This is a genomic window from Candidatus Nitrotoga arctica (assembly GCF_918378365.1).
Classification (GTDB): domain Bacteria; phylum Pseudomonadota; class Gammaproteobacteria; order Burkholderiales; family Gallionellaceae; genus Nitrotoga; species Nitrotoga arctica.
Genome location: NZ_OU912926.1, coordinates 1 through 16,084, shown reverse-complemented (window position 1 = coordinate 16,084; position 16,084 = coordinate 1). Strand labels below are relative to the sequence as shown.

Sequence of the window (16,084 nt, the reverse complement as noted above, 5' to 3'; positions counted from 1 at the left end):
ATCTTCCTTTCAGATCATGGAGTGGAGGAGGGGAGGCAACTGCGCAGTTGTTCGAAAGGCCGCGTAAGTACGGCATCAGGCTGGCCACCGTGAGTGACAATACGTTGGCGTGCAGCGTCTAGTAAATCAGCCAATGGCGCGGAGTTCGTCCAGCTTGCTGCATCGAAGCCATATGCGGCAAGCGCTGAGATCGGCGGCATGGCGGTTTTACCGCGCTTCGCCTCGGCCACGTGCCACATGCTTAGGCGATAAAAAATGCGTTCGGCGCAATGATCAAGACGAGTGTTGACGGTAGCGTCATCGCCGTGCAAAAAATTAGGCGGAAAATTAGTTGTGCTGTCATGACATTGTCCGCAGTATTGTAAAAAGCGTGCCGCGCTGCCGGAGAGTTTGCGCGGCGCTACGATTTCCAATTTTGCGGGCGGCAGTTTGTTTGCTAAAATTTCGCGCGCCAAAGCTTCGCGCTTATCCATGCCTAATTCAGCTTGCAACTCAGCCAGTGCGCGACTACCGTCAAAAACACTTGCCGTCATCAACGGCAAGCGGGGCGACGCAGAGCGCACAGCCGCGTAATCATCGATCAGTGTGAGGGTTGCAAAGCCTTGATCGGCGCGCAAGGTGTTGAGTTGCAGCCGTGACCAGCGACGCCCGTCGGACAAACGAACCTCACTCGCTCCGCGCTTGGGTATTAGTTCAATCTGTCCCGCTTTAGTCATCCGGCCAGAGAGGGTCAAGTCAAGTGCAGTCTTCGCATGGCCCACTTGCAGTCGGTCAATCTGTCCGCTGAGCGTACTTCCGACATTTTGAATTACCCCCGACAAATGCAGATCTGAGGTAGTGCAGTTGAACACTACACGTCTCGGTTTGCGTGTGAAATGACATGGCAGCGTGAGTGTGCGCGACTGCGCCTTGGTATGTGTTACCAGTGCGCGATCAAATGCTTGCACGTCAGCTTTATTTAGCAATCCAGCCAGTCCGGCTACTAATCGAGTTTTATCTGGAGTAGTCCAGCGTTGTAATATCGGACGTGGATTAAGCGGTTCCAATTGGGCGGGAATGTACGCCAGCTGTGCCAGCTCCGCCACGGGATGAGACAGCATGGCAGGTGATTTGATGTGGGGTTCAACGATATTCGCGAACGGATCGCGATTGGGAATGCTGGAACCAGGAATGCTGAGACCCTGCGGCCATGTTTTTATCCAGCGCACTTCCAGATCAGTGAATTTCAATTCATCGACTTCCGGCAAATTTCCGGACATGGCATAAGCAAGTGCGGCATCGAGCCACTGTGCGCGACAAACATTGCTGCATGCTTCGCGCCATATCTGCAGCCATACTTGGAACAGATTGGCACGCTCTGCCGCAGCATCAATAGCGCTGGAAATATCAGTTCCAGAAAGCGGGATGCCATAAAAATCGCGTCCCGTGGCTTTAAGGCGCGCGGCGATGGCAGGGTTGGCAGGCGTTTCGTCCCACAATGGACGTGAGAAAATTGGCGCATTATTCTGGTGGCAGGCAAGACATAGTGCGCGGCTCGCATAGTAGGTTTTCGGCTGCGCGCCAGATCGGTAATCACGTACGACCTGAAATTCAAAACGCCCGGCCTGCTCGTTATAGCTAATAATTTCGACTGATTCGGCGCGCTCGTTATAGCCTAAAAACAACTGGTCCTTTAACGGCGTATAACCTTCTTGGGAATTGCCATCCACCGCTGCGACTACACTTGGAAAATGGAAAAAATCGGGTGCGGCGACGGAACGTCGTAGCGAACGTCCCAGAGGAATCAGCGTGATTTTTAGGGGTGATAAGCCGTCCCCGGATGCTTCGAGTTGCGATCGGATGCGCGCTATAAGGCGCGGGAAAGGATATGGCACAGGCGCATTACCCATCAAAAAATCAAAACGAGAGCGACCTGTCGGAGGCAGGTCACCGTCATCCGCAACGGCACCCATGCTTAAACAGCACAGCAACGCCATGATGCCTCCTGTTATCCGGTTCATGTAAGACTTCCGTGATACTCCAGCTATGTGCCAGACCAGCACTCCTGGACGATTTTACCGGCAAGAAAATCGGCCTCACCTGCTTTGGCTAGCGTTTTATTTTCAAGTATGAAATTCAGCCCGAAAGCGCGATCAAGATAAGCACGACCCAGATACAGACCGGGACGTATCATGCGGATCTCATCACGCACCTTGAGGCCGTTGCGACCAGCCAGAGAATCCGGCATCTCGCGATAGCCGGGGAGCTCGTCAGTAAAGGCATAGTCGATGATGATGGACTCGCGCCGGGAATCCAGCAGACTTTGACCGCAGTACAGTTTAGCCGGGAACAACAGCCATGCATCCCGGCCATCGACACTGATTTTTGGAATCTCTCCAGCACCAATGATGGGACGAAGAATGGTCAGATCCTCGATGCGGTTGCGCAGCACTTTTTCATCACGGTAAAAAACCTTGCCCTTCCATAAGGTCTCACCAACGATTTCCAGCTTTTTACCCTTGAACTGTGCTGCCAAGCCTTTCAGGCCGCCAAGCATTTCAGCAAGACGTAATTTTCCGCTACTGCCCTTGGGAAAGACGATGCTGCCGTCGAATGCACCATCGGGGATAGGGCCGGCAGGCAGACGTGCATAGAGCTGGTCGAGCTGTTCCTGTGACAAGGTGTCGAGATACTGGGGCGTAACCTTGACGAGTTCTTTAACTGACAGCGGGTGCTCGTATTCGAGCTGAGCCAGATCGGGCTTCGCGGCATAGCCCTCGCCGTAAGTCGCATAATAAATATCAGGTTTAGCCCCAAACCGACTTTTAATATAATCACAACCAGACAATGGTAGAACGACAGCAATCATAAGCAGGGGAAGGGTACGCATATGGTTCTCCTTAAAGCGTTGCCAGAAAGGCGATCAGTGCTTTTTTGTCGGAGGGTGACAGATCCTCGCCAAAACGATGGCCGTCATTTTCGATTTCCGCATTGCATGAGGAATATACCTCACCCAACAGCGGCAGTCGCGCGCGGGCCGATTTGATTGCGTCAACCAGTTTGCCCGGGTCCTGCACTATGGCATTGGCAGTATCCTGCATGGCCAGCACAAGCTGATGTGCGTTGGCTGCCCCGAATTGTGTTGTATAGTTTTTTTCGAGTTGCTGGGGATGCAGCTTGGCCGCGATCAGATCGGCGATGAAGGCCTTGTGCTGAAAATTACCCACTTTGCCCGCGGTCGATCCTGCAGGAATGCGTACTGAGAAGCCGATGAGCTTTTCTTCAGACCCGTCCCAAACTCGTGGGCCAACATCGAGCACAATGTCCCGATCGAGCTTGGTCGCCTTGGGAGCGCGCTGTGACGGATTAAGCAGGTCGTTCATCGATGCGACATACAGCTTGAAGCGACCATCCACACTGGGGTCGTATTTCCAGCAGACAGGGCTTTTATCATGCGACAGCATAGGGTAGCCAGGCTTGCTAGCGTCGACATAGCTGTTACGGTAAAAGTCGTATGATCCGGTACTGATCCCACATAACTCGGGCCCTACCGAATTATTGTGCAGGAACGGAGCATGTGCCCATACATTGAGCAATGAAATATTGCGGTAATAACCACGTCCTCCACCGTTCTGTTCGGGGATATTCGGGTCGGCGGGACGAGCATAATAGTTCTCGGACGCAAACTCTTCCCATACATGCCCTTGCATATGATTGGAGTGCAGAGCACGGCAACGATCCGTGCCAATTTCCGATACCGGGGCAAGCGCGTCACTTCCAAGCCAGTCGGCGCGCAAACCGGTCTTGGGATCAAGCGCGTGAAAATCCACCGTCTCTGCCGGCGCTTTGCTGCTGGAATGGCAACGCGCGCAATTGGCGGCGAACACAGTGCGGCCACGACTGACCGCGCCCTTGCCGAATTCTTGTTCAAGATCAGCAGTCAAATCATCTTTGCCATACGCGACCTTCGATGCGTGCATGTTTGCACGTGCAGCTTGCAAATCGGCCGCTGCGCTTTCAGGCGATAGGAAGAAGGCCAGGATGTCTTGCAAACGATCTTCTATGGCGCGGAAATTGGGGCACTCGCGACGGCACTGGCCGATGCTGAAGGGCGTCTGACCAAAGTTGCGCGCGGCAGGATCGAGCTGGCGTAAATCAGTTAGATGATTCAGCCAGCACTTTTCTGCGCACGAACCAATGTTGAAATAAACGCGTTGGATTGCACCTAGTGCACCTGTTGAGTCTTCACCGCCCTTGAGTATATGGTGCACGGCCTCAGTCTTGAGGCTGCGTTGCCAGCACTTGCCGGGCTTATTCGGCTCACACCAGCACTCATGTTCTTTCGCACCGCTGGGGCAGACCTCAGCCTTGCGCCACCTGAGAACTTGGGTATTGTCGTGAACCGGGCGCTGGGCAATATTGATAAGCGCATTGATAGTGCCAGCGTTGTTGATCTGATCGGTAGGGATAGCAGAAGTATCGGATGTGCCGGGACGCGCGTGAGCAAATACTTGCCATTCCAGAGTGTCACTGGGCATACCCGAAACGATGATTTCAGAAATGCGAATGTACTGATTGCCAACCAGGCCAGTAATATTTTCCCATTTTGGATGGGCAGAGTCAGTGGGTGGCTTGGCCGGGTTAAATGCAATGTGGCAGGCGCCGCATGCCATGCCAATGCGGAACGGCGGTTCAATGGAACCATCGCTAAGACGGCTCAGCTTGGCATCATTACGTTTTGGGTCACTGCTGATTTTACGATCATAGCCTTCCCACGTTCCCAGACTGCCATTAAGTTTTTTCCACGCCACCGGATCAAATTTTGGATTGGGAAATTTACGAAAACCTAACGCGCCGGTTGAAGTACCAAAGGCCAGGTTACAGGCATCTTCTCGTCCATCCTGATGTCCTTTGGGGTCGGCAGATTCAGCGGGTGCGTCCTTGAAATCGCAGGCTGGGTCACGATAGCCAGACTTACCGACAAACTTCAGTAGCGTCTCATCACCCGGGCACCAATCAAAACCATAGGTTTCTTCCCGACTTTTGGCTGGACAATTCGGACTGCCCGGGGTGCAGCAGCCGGGATCATTAATTAGCCCCCATGTTTGAAAACGCTGTTCACGCTGGTCACCGCGCAGCACCCGGAACCAATCAATTAATACGCCAACGCGCTGCTGAAAAGTGTACGTATGAAAACGCTCGTTGCCCGCGGTCGCCTTGAACCAAATTTCACGTCCCGCACGCGCACTTGGACTGAGGCCAACTTCGCCAGAATGAAATTCATTATCGGTATAGGCGCTGTTTTGTTGACTGGTCATTTGCGCTTGCGCGACGGATGGCTGGGTTGCGATCTCTGCCTGAGCTATCTCGGGTTGCTTTGTGAACCACGCTAGTGCAGCAATGGCTGCAACGGCCATGGTGGCGAGCCAGATTGATGTTTTCATGTTCTTTCCCTTCCCTGCTTTACTGTTTTAATAAATCCCGCAGCTACCTTCCTGTGGCCGAGAATGCATCAGTCTGTCCCGGCTTGCGCAACATCTTGTTCACCTCATCCTGATGCGCGGTTTCTTGAGCGATCATGTTGCGAGCATATTCTTCGAGCCGAACATCCTTGTCCTTAGCGAGAGCAAGCAATTCGTAATAAGCCTGCAGTGCCTCTACTTCGTGCGCCAGCGATTCGCGCATAATGTCGCCGATATCATGGGTGTGAGTTTCCAGCAGAGGGCCGATGCCTAGCGACGGGTGCCCACCCAGCCAGGTCACCAGCTCACCGGCCTGACGTGCGTGAACCAGCCCCTCCTCGGCTTGTTTCTGCAGCCAGTCAACGATGGGGATGCGATTGTAGCCGTACACCATCAACGCGTAATGGGTGTAGCGCACCACACCGGCCAGTTCCAGTTCCATGATGCGATTAAGTATTTTCAGTACGGCGTCTTTGTCCATGATCAATTTCTCCTTTATGAAATTAAGTTGGTGCCAACGGTTTGCGAGTGCCATGGAGGTCTGATCCCATTAATTTCGGGAACCACGGTTTTCTGTCACCTTTTACCCGAAGAAACCATAGTCGGCCCTCAGTTATTGCACCGATTTCGCCTGCTACAATCCGTAATGCGCAGCTGTGTTGAGAAACCCCCGCCAACGGGTAATTTTGCCGTTTTTTACTGTGAACACATGAATCCATTCGCTCTCAAATTTTTTGTTGGTGTCACGCACAGTTGTATCCTCCCAGCCCAGCACGGTGATATGCTCATTGGCCTCGATAAATTCGCGCGGCTCGAAGGCATGTATATCTTCGGACTGCGCCACCGCCGCAAAAAAATCGGCCACTTCTTTAGGATTTTTTCGCCGACCGGCATAAGGTAAATTCGTCGAACCAACGAACTCCCAATCGACTTCGTCAGCGATCAGATTCAGAATCGCCGGTACATCCCCGCGGCCAAATGCCTCGTAAACTTGTTTCACGATAGTGGTAGCTGTTCCCATGTTTACTCCTCCTGTTCGATCTTGTTAAAAATGCCCTGCATTAGTAATAGCGCTTCTAAAGCCACAATTAGATGGCCCCCATTAGCCGACCTATGTCAAGCAAGCAAACGATTCCATGACGGCATCATCCCTCCTGTTTCCGAGTGTCTGGATTCCCATTGCCCATGAGGTTGCATTATTTGGGTTCAAATTTGGACTCTCGTTGCACATAAAAAGCACCCAGTGCAGTGGTAGCCAAGGCTTGCACTAGAGATAGCGGTATTTTCGAATTCTGGAGATAGGTAACTAGCGGCACATCAGTAAAAGGTGACAACAATGGCGTAATAAACAACAGCAAGAGATAGACTAAGGAAAGCCAAAACGCGAGGCGGTACATGAATGAATCCACAGACTCACCTTTTGCAGCTTTACGTCTGAGATCATTGAACATCACGCCAACGATAAGAGAGAGATTCGGCGTAATAACAGGGAGAAACCAATCCCATAGCACAGCGCCGTGCCCCTGGTTACCGAAAGTGTCAAGAATGAGCAAAGCAATAAAAGTTAAACCGGCGCCACTAAACCATACGATGGCTAGTTTTTGTCTTGCGGCTGTAATGGAGACAAGCATGGTTAGCCCCCTAGCGCCTTCAAGATGTTGGCTGCTTTCAAGTGTTGCTGGCCATTATGCTCGGAAGGTTTATTCAGCCTGGCAGGTTCTCTACGGCTGGGGATTTCGAATTCATATATCAAAGCGGTAGCTTCCATATCCTCATCATAAATTTGCTTCGACAGGACTTTGGGAAGCTTTGAACCACCTTTGCCGACCCAAAGCTTTGCTTCTTCTATATCGATTTTTTCCCCGCTGGTAATAATGGGAACGGGGGTAAAAACGAACGCAATAACCCGAAAAAGTCCTTCATCCTTACCCAGCAACGCCTTCAGGTAAGATTCCAAATTGAAAGACTTGATACTGGCTGGATCAACTTTTATTTTCCAGCGTATATTGGGTGGAGAGGGCGTGGCATCTCGGTTGATTCGTTCAAGCTGGCTGATCAACGCAAATCCTTCCGGAACAGCATAATATCCAGGGCTGGAATAGCCGTTATCAGTCAGTGCTTTTTCTAGCCTGGCGGCTACGCTTGCCCAGGTTTGTGCCTGGGTATTATTTGGCACAAGGAGTTCACGCGGGATTTTTTGATGCGTTGAAGCATCCGGTGGCGGCCAGAATACCGGTAGCGAGGTTACAGCTGAATCTGGAACTGATGCTGCTGCAGTACCGCTTAGCTCTGCCGTCCAATTGGCGGCAGTCTTGACATCAGTAATCACTGGTTTGGTGCATTTCTTGCCTTGTTCCGCATAACTGACCGTAGACGTACGGATAGGGCACGTACCCAAAGCGGTGCCAAACTCCACCAGACCTTCTATGACTGTTAAAACACTGTTGCCGTTTTGTAAGCCTTCAATGATGAATTCAGTCCCTTTAACTATGGCAATGGCCACGGGCGTTTCAACTTCTAATTGCTGCGGCCCGCCACTGATTTTGACCCATAACATGCCCTGTTTCAGGCGGAGAATGCGTGTTATCCCGCTTTCTTTTTCCCAGCGTGAAACAATCTTGAAGCTGGTGTTCCGGTTAAGTCCTACCTGAATACCGTTTTTCAGTTCTATCAGTGCGACGCTCTTGTCATCTGTGCGCAATACATCTCCTTCAAAAAGCGCCAGCGCACCTTTTCCCCGCAAACGCTCCTCTATTCCATCCACTCTCACTACGACCAGTGAGCCCTTGGCGTTCTTGGCAATGCCGACAGCCGCACTCTCAGCTCGGGCTGTAACAGGTGTAAACAAAATAAACCCAGATACGCACAGAGCCCACAGAAGCAGAACAACATATTGTTTGTTCCGGCTGTTTATTTGAGGCATGCCGAGGTAGCCTGAATGATTCATTAGTTTCTTCATTATTTTTATACTCTGCCTAATTGCGCGACATCACCACCCTGATGGGTTTGAGGCCTACGGGTACCGTGGCGAGGAGTGCATTGGTACCGGTATCGATCACATGCAAGTTGTTAGAACCCTCATTCCCGACATAAATACGGGTGCCTTCCGTGTTCGCCAGAATGCCATTGGGCTTATCACCCACCGGAATGCGTTCAACAACCTGCATTCTGGTGTTATTGATGTTTACAACGGCGACATTATTCGCACCACTCACGGTGACATATGCATTAGGGCCCACCATGCCTTTGTAAGCGAAAGCAATTTGCTGTGGATTGGGGCCTACCTCAAAGGTTGCAACTTTGGTCTGAGTGGCGGGGTCGATCACATAAATGTCATTACCCCCGGAATTGGCTCCCCAGATACGCCCATCAGGTCCCAGCGTCAAAAAATGCGGGTTGGATCCAACTGGAATGGTTTTGATTAGCTGATAGGTGGTGGTGTCAACCACTGCAACGGTTTTGTCGCCTTGATTGCTCACATAGGCGAAACTGCCGTCCCGAGAAAACGTCAGGCCGGTAGGACCTTTTCCGACAGCTAGCGTACCCACAATTCGGTAGCCCTCCGTATCCACTATGGAGATCGTGTCATCGCCAATATTGGCAACCCAGGCAAACCGGTTGTCATTGGTGAGTGCAACCACATGGCAGCGGCTACCGGTGTAAATTGACGCAATCGTTTCCAGTGCTTTTGTATCAATGACAGAAAGCCGCCCTGAAGCAAGGTTAGTCGCGTATAAGCGCGTTCCATCACGGGATAACGCAAGATCATGGGTCGAGAAATTTTTGGGGTCGACGGTGGCAATCACCTTGAACGTCAGCGCGTCAATCACGGTAACTGAGTTAGAACTCTCATTAGCAACATAAACACGCGGAGGTGTTTTACCTGAAAGTTTATTTTCAAGTTCGGCGCAGCTTGAAAGCAGACTGAGTGAGAGTATTAAAATTGCAGCACGGGTTATCATTAAAAAAAGCTTCATGTTGGTGTAGCACTTCCAGAATAACGGAACATAAAAAAACCCAAATTACCGTAGCAACATCATAAGACAGACCACGGTTTCTTCGAGTCGGAGGTAACAAAAAACCATGGCCTGCCCCCTGTTTTCTCTGTAGCTTAAATTGCGTGAATCGATACTTACTTAACCGGCGCCATCAAGTGCTGGTACGGCGTGTCTGCAAACATTACGAAGGGGAGCGAGGGGTCGGGGTCAGCGCTCTTCGGATACGTATCGTAAAAGCTGGCGTCGGCGCCGACGATCATCACGTGAGGTCCGGTCTTGATCCAATGATTATTGGCATCAGGCTTAGTCGCATAAGGGTCGGTATTGCTGGCGTCCGTTCCACCGGAGAGCATGTACATAAAACCGACTTTCCCTGGGGTGGGGTTTGTGTGTGCGATCCATGCATGGACCCATTCCATGGCGTTCTTATCCATGCACATGGGGTCGGGCCCGGGCGTCGCCGGATTGTCCGGCATACAGGTGAAACCGTTTGTTCCCTGGCGCAGGGTGCGCATTTTGCCGCCTGCCTCCATGGCCACGATGGTTGCATCCTTCGCAACCTTGGCTGGCGCTGCGGACATCGCACTCTCGATCACTTTTTTATCGCTAGCCGACACCTTTGCATCTACGGCATAGGCACTCATCGTCAATACAGACGATGCTGCGATCACCATCATGCCACTTACGATTTTGTTTAGTTGGAACATTTAGGTCTCCTTAGGTTGGTTGCGGGAAACAGTGACTACCCGCAGTTTTATCAAATAGTAAGTATCAAGTGCTGATGAGACAGTTCCTCGTTTAGGGAGCATCAGCATAATAAATACTACCTGCAAGAAATGAAAATGGAATAGGCAATTTCCTTATTTTTGATACGGAAATCTTAACAATCCTCGCATTTCTCCTTAGCTTTTCTGTATGGTGAAACACTCTCGAGATGAATGGCAGCATCCATCCAATGAACATCGAACACAATGGTAGCCCGTAATCAATCTGATTTTTTTGACACGGAGACCCACACAATCAAGCTCACAGAAATAGAGGGGTTTGGTATAACTGATAGCCAAATAGAGAGGGATGCATTTCGTTCTGATTTGACAGGGGAGAATGTCAAGGAAGGGAAGAACAACGCTGGAGCAAAACCGCATCGCGATGCGGTACTCATGTTCAAGATGCTAATTCTCCAGCACCTGTGCAACCTGGCCTACGAAGGATTGAATACCAGTTTCGTGACCGGCTCTCCATGCGTTTTTTTGGCTGCAACTGCAAGGCCGGGTGTCTGGCGCCAAGAGACGGCCTGGCTGTCCGGGAATACTCAAAGACTTGAAGCTGATTGCAGTGTTGTGACTAGTTTCACGACAACTGACGCCATGGCTATGTGGCTCATACAGGCCAGAGGGTAGACGTCACCTTTGTGGAGGTGCCGCGCCAACTTAACTACATAGAGAAAAACTCTCGCATTAAAAAATACTTAAACTTGGTGGAATTTGTCGCAATTTATAGCTGTACACTTAAATTCTCTTGGCTATCAGTATCATTCTATACATCAAGATTTTTAACTCCCAGAGCATTCTGTTCAATGAAGGCACGGCGAGGCTCCACTATATCGCCCATCAAAGTTGTAAAAGTTTCGTCCGCTGAAATCATGTCTTCAATTTGCACACGCAACAAGATCCGGTTTTTTATATCCATAGTAGTTTCCCACAACTGCTCTGGATTCATTTCTCCCAACCCTTTATAACGCTGAATACTAACTCCACGTTTAGCCTCTTCCAGCAACCATTCGATGGTCTGCTTGAAATCGGCTACAGGTTTGCGTTGTTCTCCTCGTTTGATGTATGCGCCTTTGCCTAACAGTCCATTCAAAGCGAGTGCCGTTTGTTTAATTTGGGTGTAATCACCGCTTAGCAAAAAGCTCGGCTCAATGTAGCTTACGGAATAATTACCATGCAAATGTTTTTCCAAACGTAAACGGTTTTCATCATTGGATGAATTAATCTCAGCTTTCACAATTATTTCCGGGCCACAAACTTGTTGCAGGCTTATCGCACTTTGTTCTGCTTGTTCTGCACTATCCAATTGAATATCTGGCTGCTTGAGCATTGCATGCAAAGCTTCCTTTGCGATAACCCGGGATAAGCGATCGATGATGGCTTCCGCAAGGAAATATTCCTTTGCCAGATGCTCGAGTGTTTCAACTTTCAGTGCTGGTGAATCTTGATCAGTATGTAGCTCGGCATTAACAAGGGCGGAACGAAGCATAAAAGTTTTCATTTCATGATCGTCTTTTAAATAACGCTCTTCCTTGCCTTGTTTGACTTTATATAGTGGCGGTTGTGCAATATAAACATGGCCGCGCTCAACTAACTCTGGCATTTGACGGTAGAAAAACGTTAATAACAAGGTACGTATATGTGAGCCATCCACATCAGCATCTGTCATCACGATGATCCGGTGATAACGCAATTTGTCCGGGTTGTACTCATCCCGACCAATACCCGTGCCTAAAACCGTGATCAGCGTGGCGATTTCCTGCGATGAAATAATTTTTTCAAAACGCGCTCTTTCAACATTTAAAATTTTACCTTTAAGCGGCAAGATAGCTTGAAACTTACGGTCGCGTCCTTGTTTTGCCGAGCCCCCGGCAGAATCACCCTCAACCAGATATAACTCCGATTGTGCCGGGTCTTTTTCTTGGCAATCGGCTAACTTACCAGGTAACCCCATACCATCCAACACCCCTTTACGACGAGTCAATTCACGAGCTTTACGAGCAGCTTCTCTGGCACGCGCAGCTTCTACAATTTTCCCAACAATTACTTTTGCGTCATTTGGATTTTCTAGCAGAAATGCCATTAATTGTTGACTAACTACCTCTTCGACAACGGGGCGAATTTCAGAAGAAACTAACTTATCCTTAGTTTGCGAAGAAAATTTAGGATCAGGAAGTTTTACCGAAAGTATCGCTGTTAATCCTTCACGCATATCATCACCAGTTGTTTCAACTTTGGCTTTTTTAGCAATTTCTTCAGATTCAATGTACTGATTCAATGTACGAGTCATTGCTGTACGCATGGCTGTCAAATGTGTACCACCATCACGCTGCGGGATATTATTAGTAAAACACTGCACAGTTTCCTGGTAAGAGTCATTCCATTGCATGGCAATTTCGGCTGTTATTCCTTCTCTTTCAACAAGCGTATAAAAGATATTTTTATGAAGTACATTCTTATTTCTATTCATGTATTCTACAAAACCTTTTACTCCGCCTGTGAATGCAAAAAGTTCTTCTTTACCATTCCGTTTGTCTATCAACGAAACCTTTACGCCATTGTTTAAGAAAGACAGTTCGCGTAGACGTTTAGCCAAAATATCGAAATGAAATTCGACTAGTCCGAACACTTCCTTACTAGGCAGAAAATGCACTTCTGTGCCGCGTTTCTTTGTCTCGCCTATTACCTTAAGCGGTGCAACTGGTTCTCCCAAATGGAATTCCATGAAATGGATTTTATTGTCTCTGTAGATTGTCAATCGTAGCCATTCGGACAATGCATTCACTACTGAAACTCCCACTCCATGTAAGCCACCTGAAACCTTATAAGAGTTTCCGTCAAACTTACCGCCGGCATGTAACACCGTCATTATTACCTCTGCTGCGGAACGATTTTCTTCTTCATGAATATCTGTCGGAATACCACGTCCATTATCCGTCACGCTAATTGAATTATCTGGATGAATAATCACAGATATTTCGTTGCAATGCCCCGCTAATGCTTCATCCACAGCATTATCAACTGCTTCAAAGACCATGTGGTGCAAGCCACTGCCATCATTAGTATCACCAATATACATGCCTGGACGTTTTCTAACTGCTTCCAGCCCCTTGAGAACTTTGATACTGGTGGAATTATATTCATTCATTATTTTCTTTCATTTGTTTCACGTGAAACATTAAGTGTGTATAAATTAACTTATACTTCATTCGTTATTAAATACGCATTGGCATAACAACGTACTTAAATTCTTCATTACCTGGAATTGTGATCAAAATACTACTATTTGCATCACCAAATGAGAATGTTATGGTTTGTGTAGCAGCATTATTTAATCCATCCATTAAATAATTAACATTAAAACCAACATCAAGTGCAATTCCTTGATAGTCTATTTCCATATCTTCCTGCGCTTCTTCTTGCTCGCTATTGTTACTTATAATACGCAGATTTTTTTCTGTCAGTACAAAACGTACACCTCTGAATTTTTCATTGGATAAAATTGCTGCGCGTTGTAACGCCTGTAATATTTCAATTCTATTCAACGTAAGTTGATTAGTATAACTAGGGATAACACGCTCATAATCTGGAAATTTTCCATCGATTACCTTAGAAATTAAAATAATATCTGAAAAAGTCATACGGACTTGATTCTCAGTTAATTCAAATGTTATTTTTTCTTCTGTCTCAGTTAAAAGTTTAATTAGTTCATTAACTGTTTTTCTAGGCAGAATAATTTCACGTTTAGGATATTCTTGATCAAGCTTAGTAATAATATAAGCAAGACGATGTCCATCTGTTGCTATTAATTTTAAAAAATTGCCCTCAATAACCAATAAAACACCATTTAAATAATAACGAATATCTTGCTGTGCCATGGCATATTGAACCATACCAAATAATTTTTTAAGCTTTCCTTGTTCAATTTGAATTTTGACAGCTTGTTCTAATTGTTCGGAAACCTTTGGAAAGTCTTGAGCAGGTAAAGTTTGTAAAGTAAATTTACTTTTATTTACTTTTACTAAAAGACGAGTTTCTTGAATATCTAATGTAACTTTACTTTCTTCAGGTAAAACTTTGAGAATTTCTTGTAATTTTTTAGCAGCTACAGTAATTGCTGTATCAGGACTTCTTTGATTTGCATCGGTAAATTGTGTTGAAATTTGAATTTCAAGATCCGTTGCTACAAAACGTATATTTGATCCGGTTTTTTCAATTAATACATTTGATAGAATTGGGAGAGGTTGTTTACGTTCTACTATTCCAATGATTTTCTGAAGGGGATTTAGTAAATTATTTTTTTCAATCTTTTCAATAAACATTCTTATATACCTTTAACAATAACAATAATAGATATTATATATAGTGAATAACTTTGTATTTTTATTTGTTTATAACATATTAGAGTTTATAAAAAGGTGTGGATAAATGTTGTTTTTGGCATTGTAAATTTTGTGTATAGTTTCTAAAAAACTATTTTTTAGAATGGTTATTCACAAAATAAATACAATATCAAACATTAGTTTCTTAATGTTTGATTAAGTAAATTGAAATCTGCATTAAGAGGGGAATTCAAATTGCGTAAGCTTTCGATGGTCTTACATGCATACATAACCGTTGTATGATCACGTCCTCCAAAAGCAGCTCCAATTTCAGGTAAGCTTAATTGTGTTAATTCCCTTGCTAAGCACATCGCAATTTGTCTAGGTCTGGCAATTAAGCGCGTACGCTTCTTGGAAAGAAGATCAGCAACCTTGATGCGGTAAAAATCAGCTACAGTTTTTTGAATATTTTCTATGGAAATTTGCTTATTTTGAGAAGCAAGCAAATCTTTAAGAGCTTCTTTTGCAAGTTCTACAGAGATGATGCGTTTGTGAAATTTGGAATAAGCATCTATACGTTTAAGTGCACCTTCTAATTCACGGATATTTGAACGAATGTGTTTGGCAATAAAAAAAGCAACATCTTCACTTATCGGATTGTTAGAAATAGCAGCTTTCTGTAGCAAAATTGCTACTCGCATTTCCAAACCAGGTGGTTCAACTGCGACTGTTAATCCCCAGCTGAACCGAGAAGTAAGTCGGGGCGTCATTCCAGAAATTTCTTTGGGAAAGGTATCGCAAGTGATTACAACTTGTTTATGTCCATCAATTAATGAATTAAGAGTATAGAAAAATTCTTGTTGGGTTCCAGTTTTATCCGCGATGAATTGAATATCATCAATTAATAGCAAATCTAAGGAGTTGTAAAACTGTTTAAATTCATCAAATTTTTTAGTTTGAAAGGCGCGGACAACATCTGAAATATAATTTGTAGCATGAACATAGCAAATTTTTGCCTGTGCATTTTCAAGTTTTATATGATTTCCAATAGCCTGAATTAAATGAGTTTTTCCTAATCCAACCCCACCGTAAATAAATAATGGGTTATACGTTGTGCCGGGAGTTTCAGCAACTTGTATTGCTGCTGCATGAGCCAATTGATTTGCTTTACCAGTAACAAAGTTTTCAAAAGATAACAAAGGATTAAGTTTATTTTGATTTTTGTGTTTATTAAGTGTGGGTTGGGATATAGGTGGGATAATATTAGTTATAGCAACTGGTAATGTTGAGGGAAGCAAATTGAGAGGTCTTTCTCCTATGCGTAACTCGAAACTTGGCGGGCATGAAAGAAATAATTCTGCTCGCTTGGAAATTTCTGGTAAAAATCGTCCCTGCACAAGTTTTAACGTAAAACTGTTAGGTGCAGTCAAGGTAATTTTATTACCGTGAATTTCAAAAGTCAGAGGTTTAATCCAGGAATTAAATTGTTGTGAGGTAAGCGTACCTTCAAAAAAAAGAAGACAGGAATTCCATAATGTGTTGTCTCGCATAAT

Annotated in this window: 13 protein-coding genes; 1 reads left to right on the top strand and 12 read right to left on the bottom strand. The window is 46.5% G+C overall.

The features are described 5' to 3' along the window. Nucleotides 1–14 precede the first annotated feature (14 nt). The 9 genes from MKZ32_RS00065 to MKZ32_RS00025 form a co-directional block, all read right to left on the bottom strand. Complete coding sequence (locus MKZ32_RS00065; protein ID WP_239795381.1) at nt 15–2,000, bottom strand: hypothetical protein; 1,986 nt, start codon at nt 1,998–2,000, stop codon at nt 15–17. 23 nt (nt 2,001–2,023) lie between these two features. After that, a complete protein-coding gene (locus tag MKZ32_RS00060) occupies nt 2,024–2,869 on the bottom strand; it encodes a hypothetical protein (RefSeq protein WP_239795380.1) in 846 nt (281 codons plus the stop codon). 10 nt (nt 2,870–2,879) lie between these two features. Then, on the bottom strand, nt 2,880–5,423 hold the full coding sequence (locus MKZ32_RS00055) for a cytochrome c (RefSeq protein ID WP_239795379.1): 2,544 nt from the start codon (nt 5,421–5,423) through the stop codon (nt 2,880–2,882). Between the two features lie 43 nt (nt 5,424–5,466). Next, a complete protein-coding gene (locus MKZ32_RS00050) occupies nt 5,467–5,922 on the bottom strand; it encodes a ferritin-like domain-containing protein (protein WP_239795378.1) in 456 nt (151 codons plus the stop codon). A gap of 153 nt (nt 5,923–6,075) precedes the next feature. Beyond that, a complete protein-coding gene (locus tag MKZ32_RS00045) occupies nt 6,076–6,462 on the bottom strand; it encodes a nuclear transport factor 2 family protein (RefSeq protein WP_239795377.1) in 387 nt (128 codons plus the stop codon). Nucleotides 6,463–6,637: 175 nt separating this feature from the next. Next, on the bottom strand, nt 6,638–7,072 hold the full coding sequence (locus MKZ32_RS00040; protein WP_239795376.1) for a hypothetical protein: 435 nt from the start codon (nt 7,070–7,072) through the stop codon (nt 6,638–6,640). A gap of 2 nt (nt 7,073–7,074) precedes the next feature. Next, on the bottom strand, nt 7,075–8,388 hold the full coding sequence (locus tag MKZ32_RS00035; protein ID WP_239795375.1) for a FecR family protein: 1,314 nt from the start codon (nt 8,386–8,388) through the stop codon (nt 7,075–7,077). Between the two features lie 28 nt (nt 8,389–8,416). Further along, nucleotides 8,417–9,418, bottom strand: coding sequence for a YncE family protein (locus MKZ32_RS00030; protein WP_239795374.1), 1,002 nt, complete (start codon nt 9,416–9,418; stop codon nt 8,417–8,419). A gap of 155 nt (nt 9,419–9,573) precedes the next feature. After that, on the bottom strand, nt 9,574–10,146 hold the full coding sequence (locus MKZ32_RS00025; RefSeq protein WP_239795373.1) for a hypothetical protein: 573 nt from the start codon (nt 10,144–10,146) through the stop codon (nt 9,574–9,576). A 264-nt stretch (nt 10,147–10,410) separates the two neighbouring features. On the opposite strand from MKZ32_RS00025, the gene MKZ32_RS00020 reads away from it, so the two are divergent. Continuing rightward, a complete protein-coding gene (locus tag MKZ32_RS00020) occupies nt 10,411–10,839 on the top strand; it encodes a hypothetical protein (protein ID WP_239795372.1) in 429 nt (142 codons plus the stop codon). A 136-nt stretch (nt 10,840–10,975) separates the two neighbouring features. On the opposite strand, the gene gyrB is transcribed toward MKZ32_RS00020, so the two are convergent. From gyrB to dnaA, 3 genes are all read right to left on the bottom strand, one after another. Then, on the bottom strand, nt 10,976–13,357 hold the full coding sequence (gene gyrB / locus MKZ32_RS00015; protein WP_239795371.1) for a DNA topoisomerase (ATP-hydrolyzing) subunit B: 2,382 nt from the start codon (nt 13,355–13,357) through the stop codon (nt 10,976–10,978). Nucleotides 13,358–13,424: 67 nt separating this feature from the next. After that, nucleotides 13,425–14,531, bottom strand: coding sequence for a DNA polymerase III subunit beta (dnaN, locus tag MKZ32_RS00010; protein WP_239795370.1), 1,107 nt, complete (start codon nt 14,529–14,531; stop codon nt 13,425–13,427). A gap of 197 nt (nt 14,532–14,728) precedes the next feature. Beyond that, a complete protein-coding gene (gene dnaA / locus MKZ32_RS00005; RefSeq protein WP_239798060.1) occupies nt 14,729–16,081 on the bottom strand; it encodes a chromosomal replication initiator protein DnaA in 1,353 nt (450 codons plus the stop codon). Between the last annotated feature and the right edge of the window lie 3 nt (nt 16,082–16,084).

Bases quoted from the DNA above. Each gene is read 5' to 3' on its own strand.
- MKZ32_RS00065 (WP_239795381.1), bottom strand. From the start codon at position 2,000: ATGAACCGGATAACAGGAGGCATCATGGCGTTGCTGTGCTGTTTAAGC.
- MKZ32_RS00060 (WP_239795380.1), bottom strand. From the start codon at position 2,869: ATGCGTACCCTTCCCCTGCTTATGATTGCTGTCGTTCTACCATTGTCT.
- MKZ32_RS00055 (WP_239795379.1), bottom strand. From the start codon at position 5,423: ATGAAAACATCAATCTGGCTCGCCACCATGGCCGTTGCAGCCATTGCT.
- MKZ32_RS00050 (WP_239795378.1), bottom strand. From the start codon at position 5,922: ATGGACAAAGACGCCGTACTGAAAATACTTAATCGCATCATGGAACTG.
- MKZ32_RS00045 (WP_239795377.1), bottom strand. From the start codon at position 6,462: ATGGGAACAGCTACCACTATCGTGAAACAAGTTTACGAGGCATTTGGC.
- MKZ32_RS00040 (WP_239795376.1), bottom strand. From the start codon at position 7,072: ATGCTTGTCTCCATTACAGCCGCAAGACAAAAACTAGCCATCGTATGG.
- MKZ32_RS00035 (WP_239795375.1), bottom strand. From the start codon at position 8,388: ATGAATCATTCAGGCTACCTCGGCATGCCTCAAATAAACAGCCGGAAC.
- MKZ32_RS00030 (WP_239795374.1), bottom strand. From the start codon at position 9,418: ATGAAGCTTTTTTTAATGATAACCCGTGCTGCAATTTTAATACTCTCA.
- MKZ32_RS00025 (WP_239795373.1), bottom strand. From the start codon at position 10,146: ATGTTCCAACTAAACAAAATCGTAAGTGGCATGATGGTGATCGCAGCA.
- MKZ32_RS00020 (WP_239795372.1), top strand. From the start codon at position 10,411: ATGGTAGCCCGTAATCAATCTGATTTTTTTGACACGGAGACCCACACA.
- gyrB (WP_239795371.1), bottom strand. From the start codon at position 13,357: ATGAATGAATATAATTCCACCAGTATCAAAGTTCTCAAGGGGCTGGAA.
- dnaN (WP_239795370.1), bottom strand. From the start codon at position 14,531: ATGTTTATTGAAAAGATTGAAAAAAATAATTTACTAAATCCCCTTCAG.
- dnaA (WP_239798060.1), bottom strand. From the start codon at position 16,081: ATGCGAGACAACACATTATGGAATTCCTGTCTTCTTTTTTTTGAAGGT.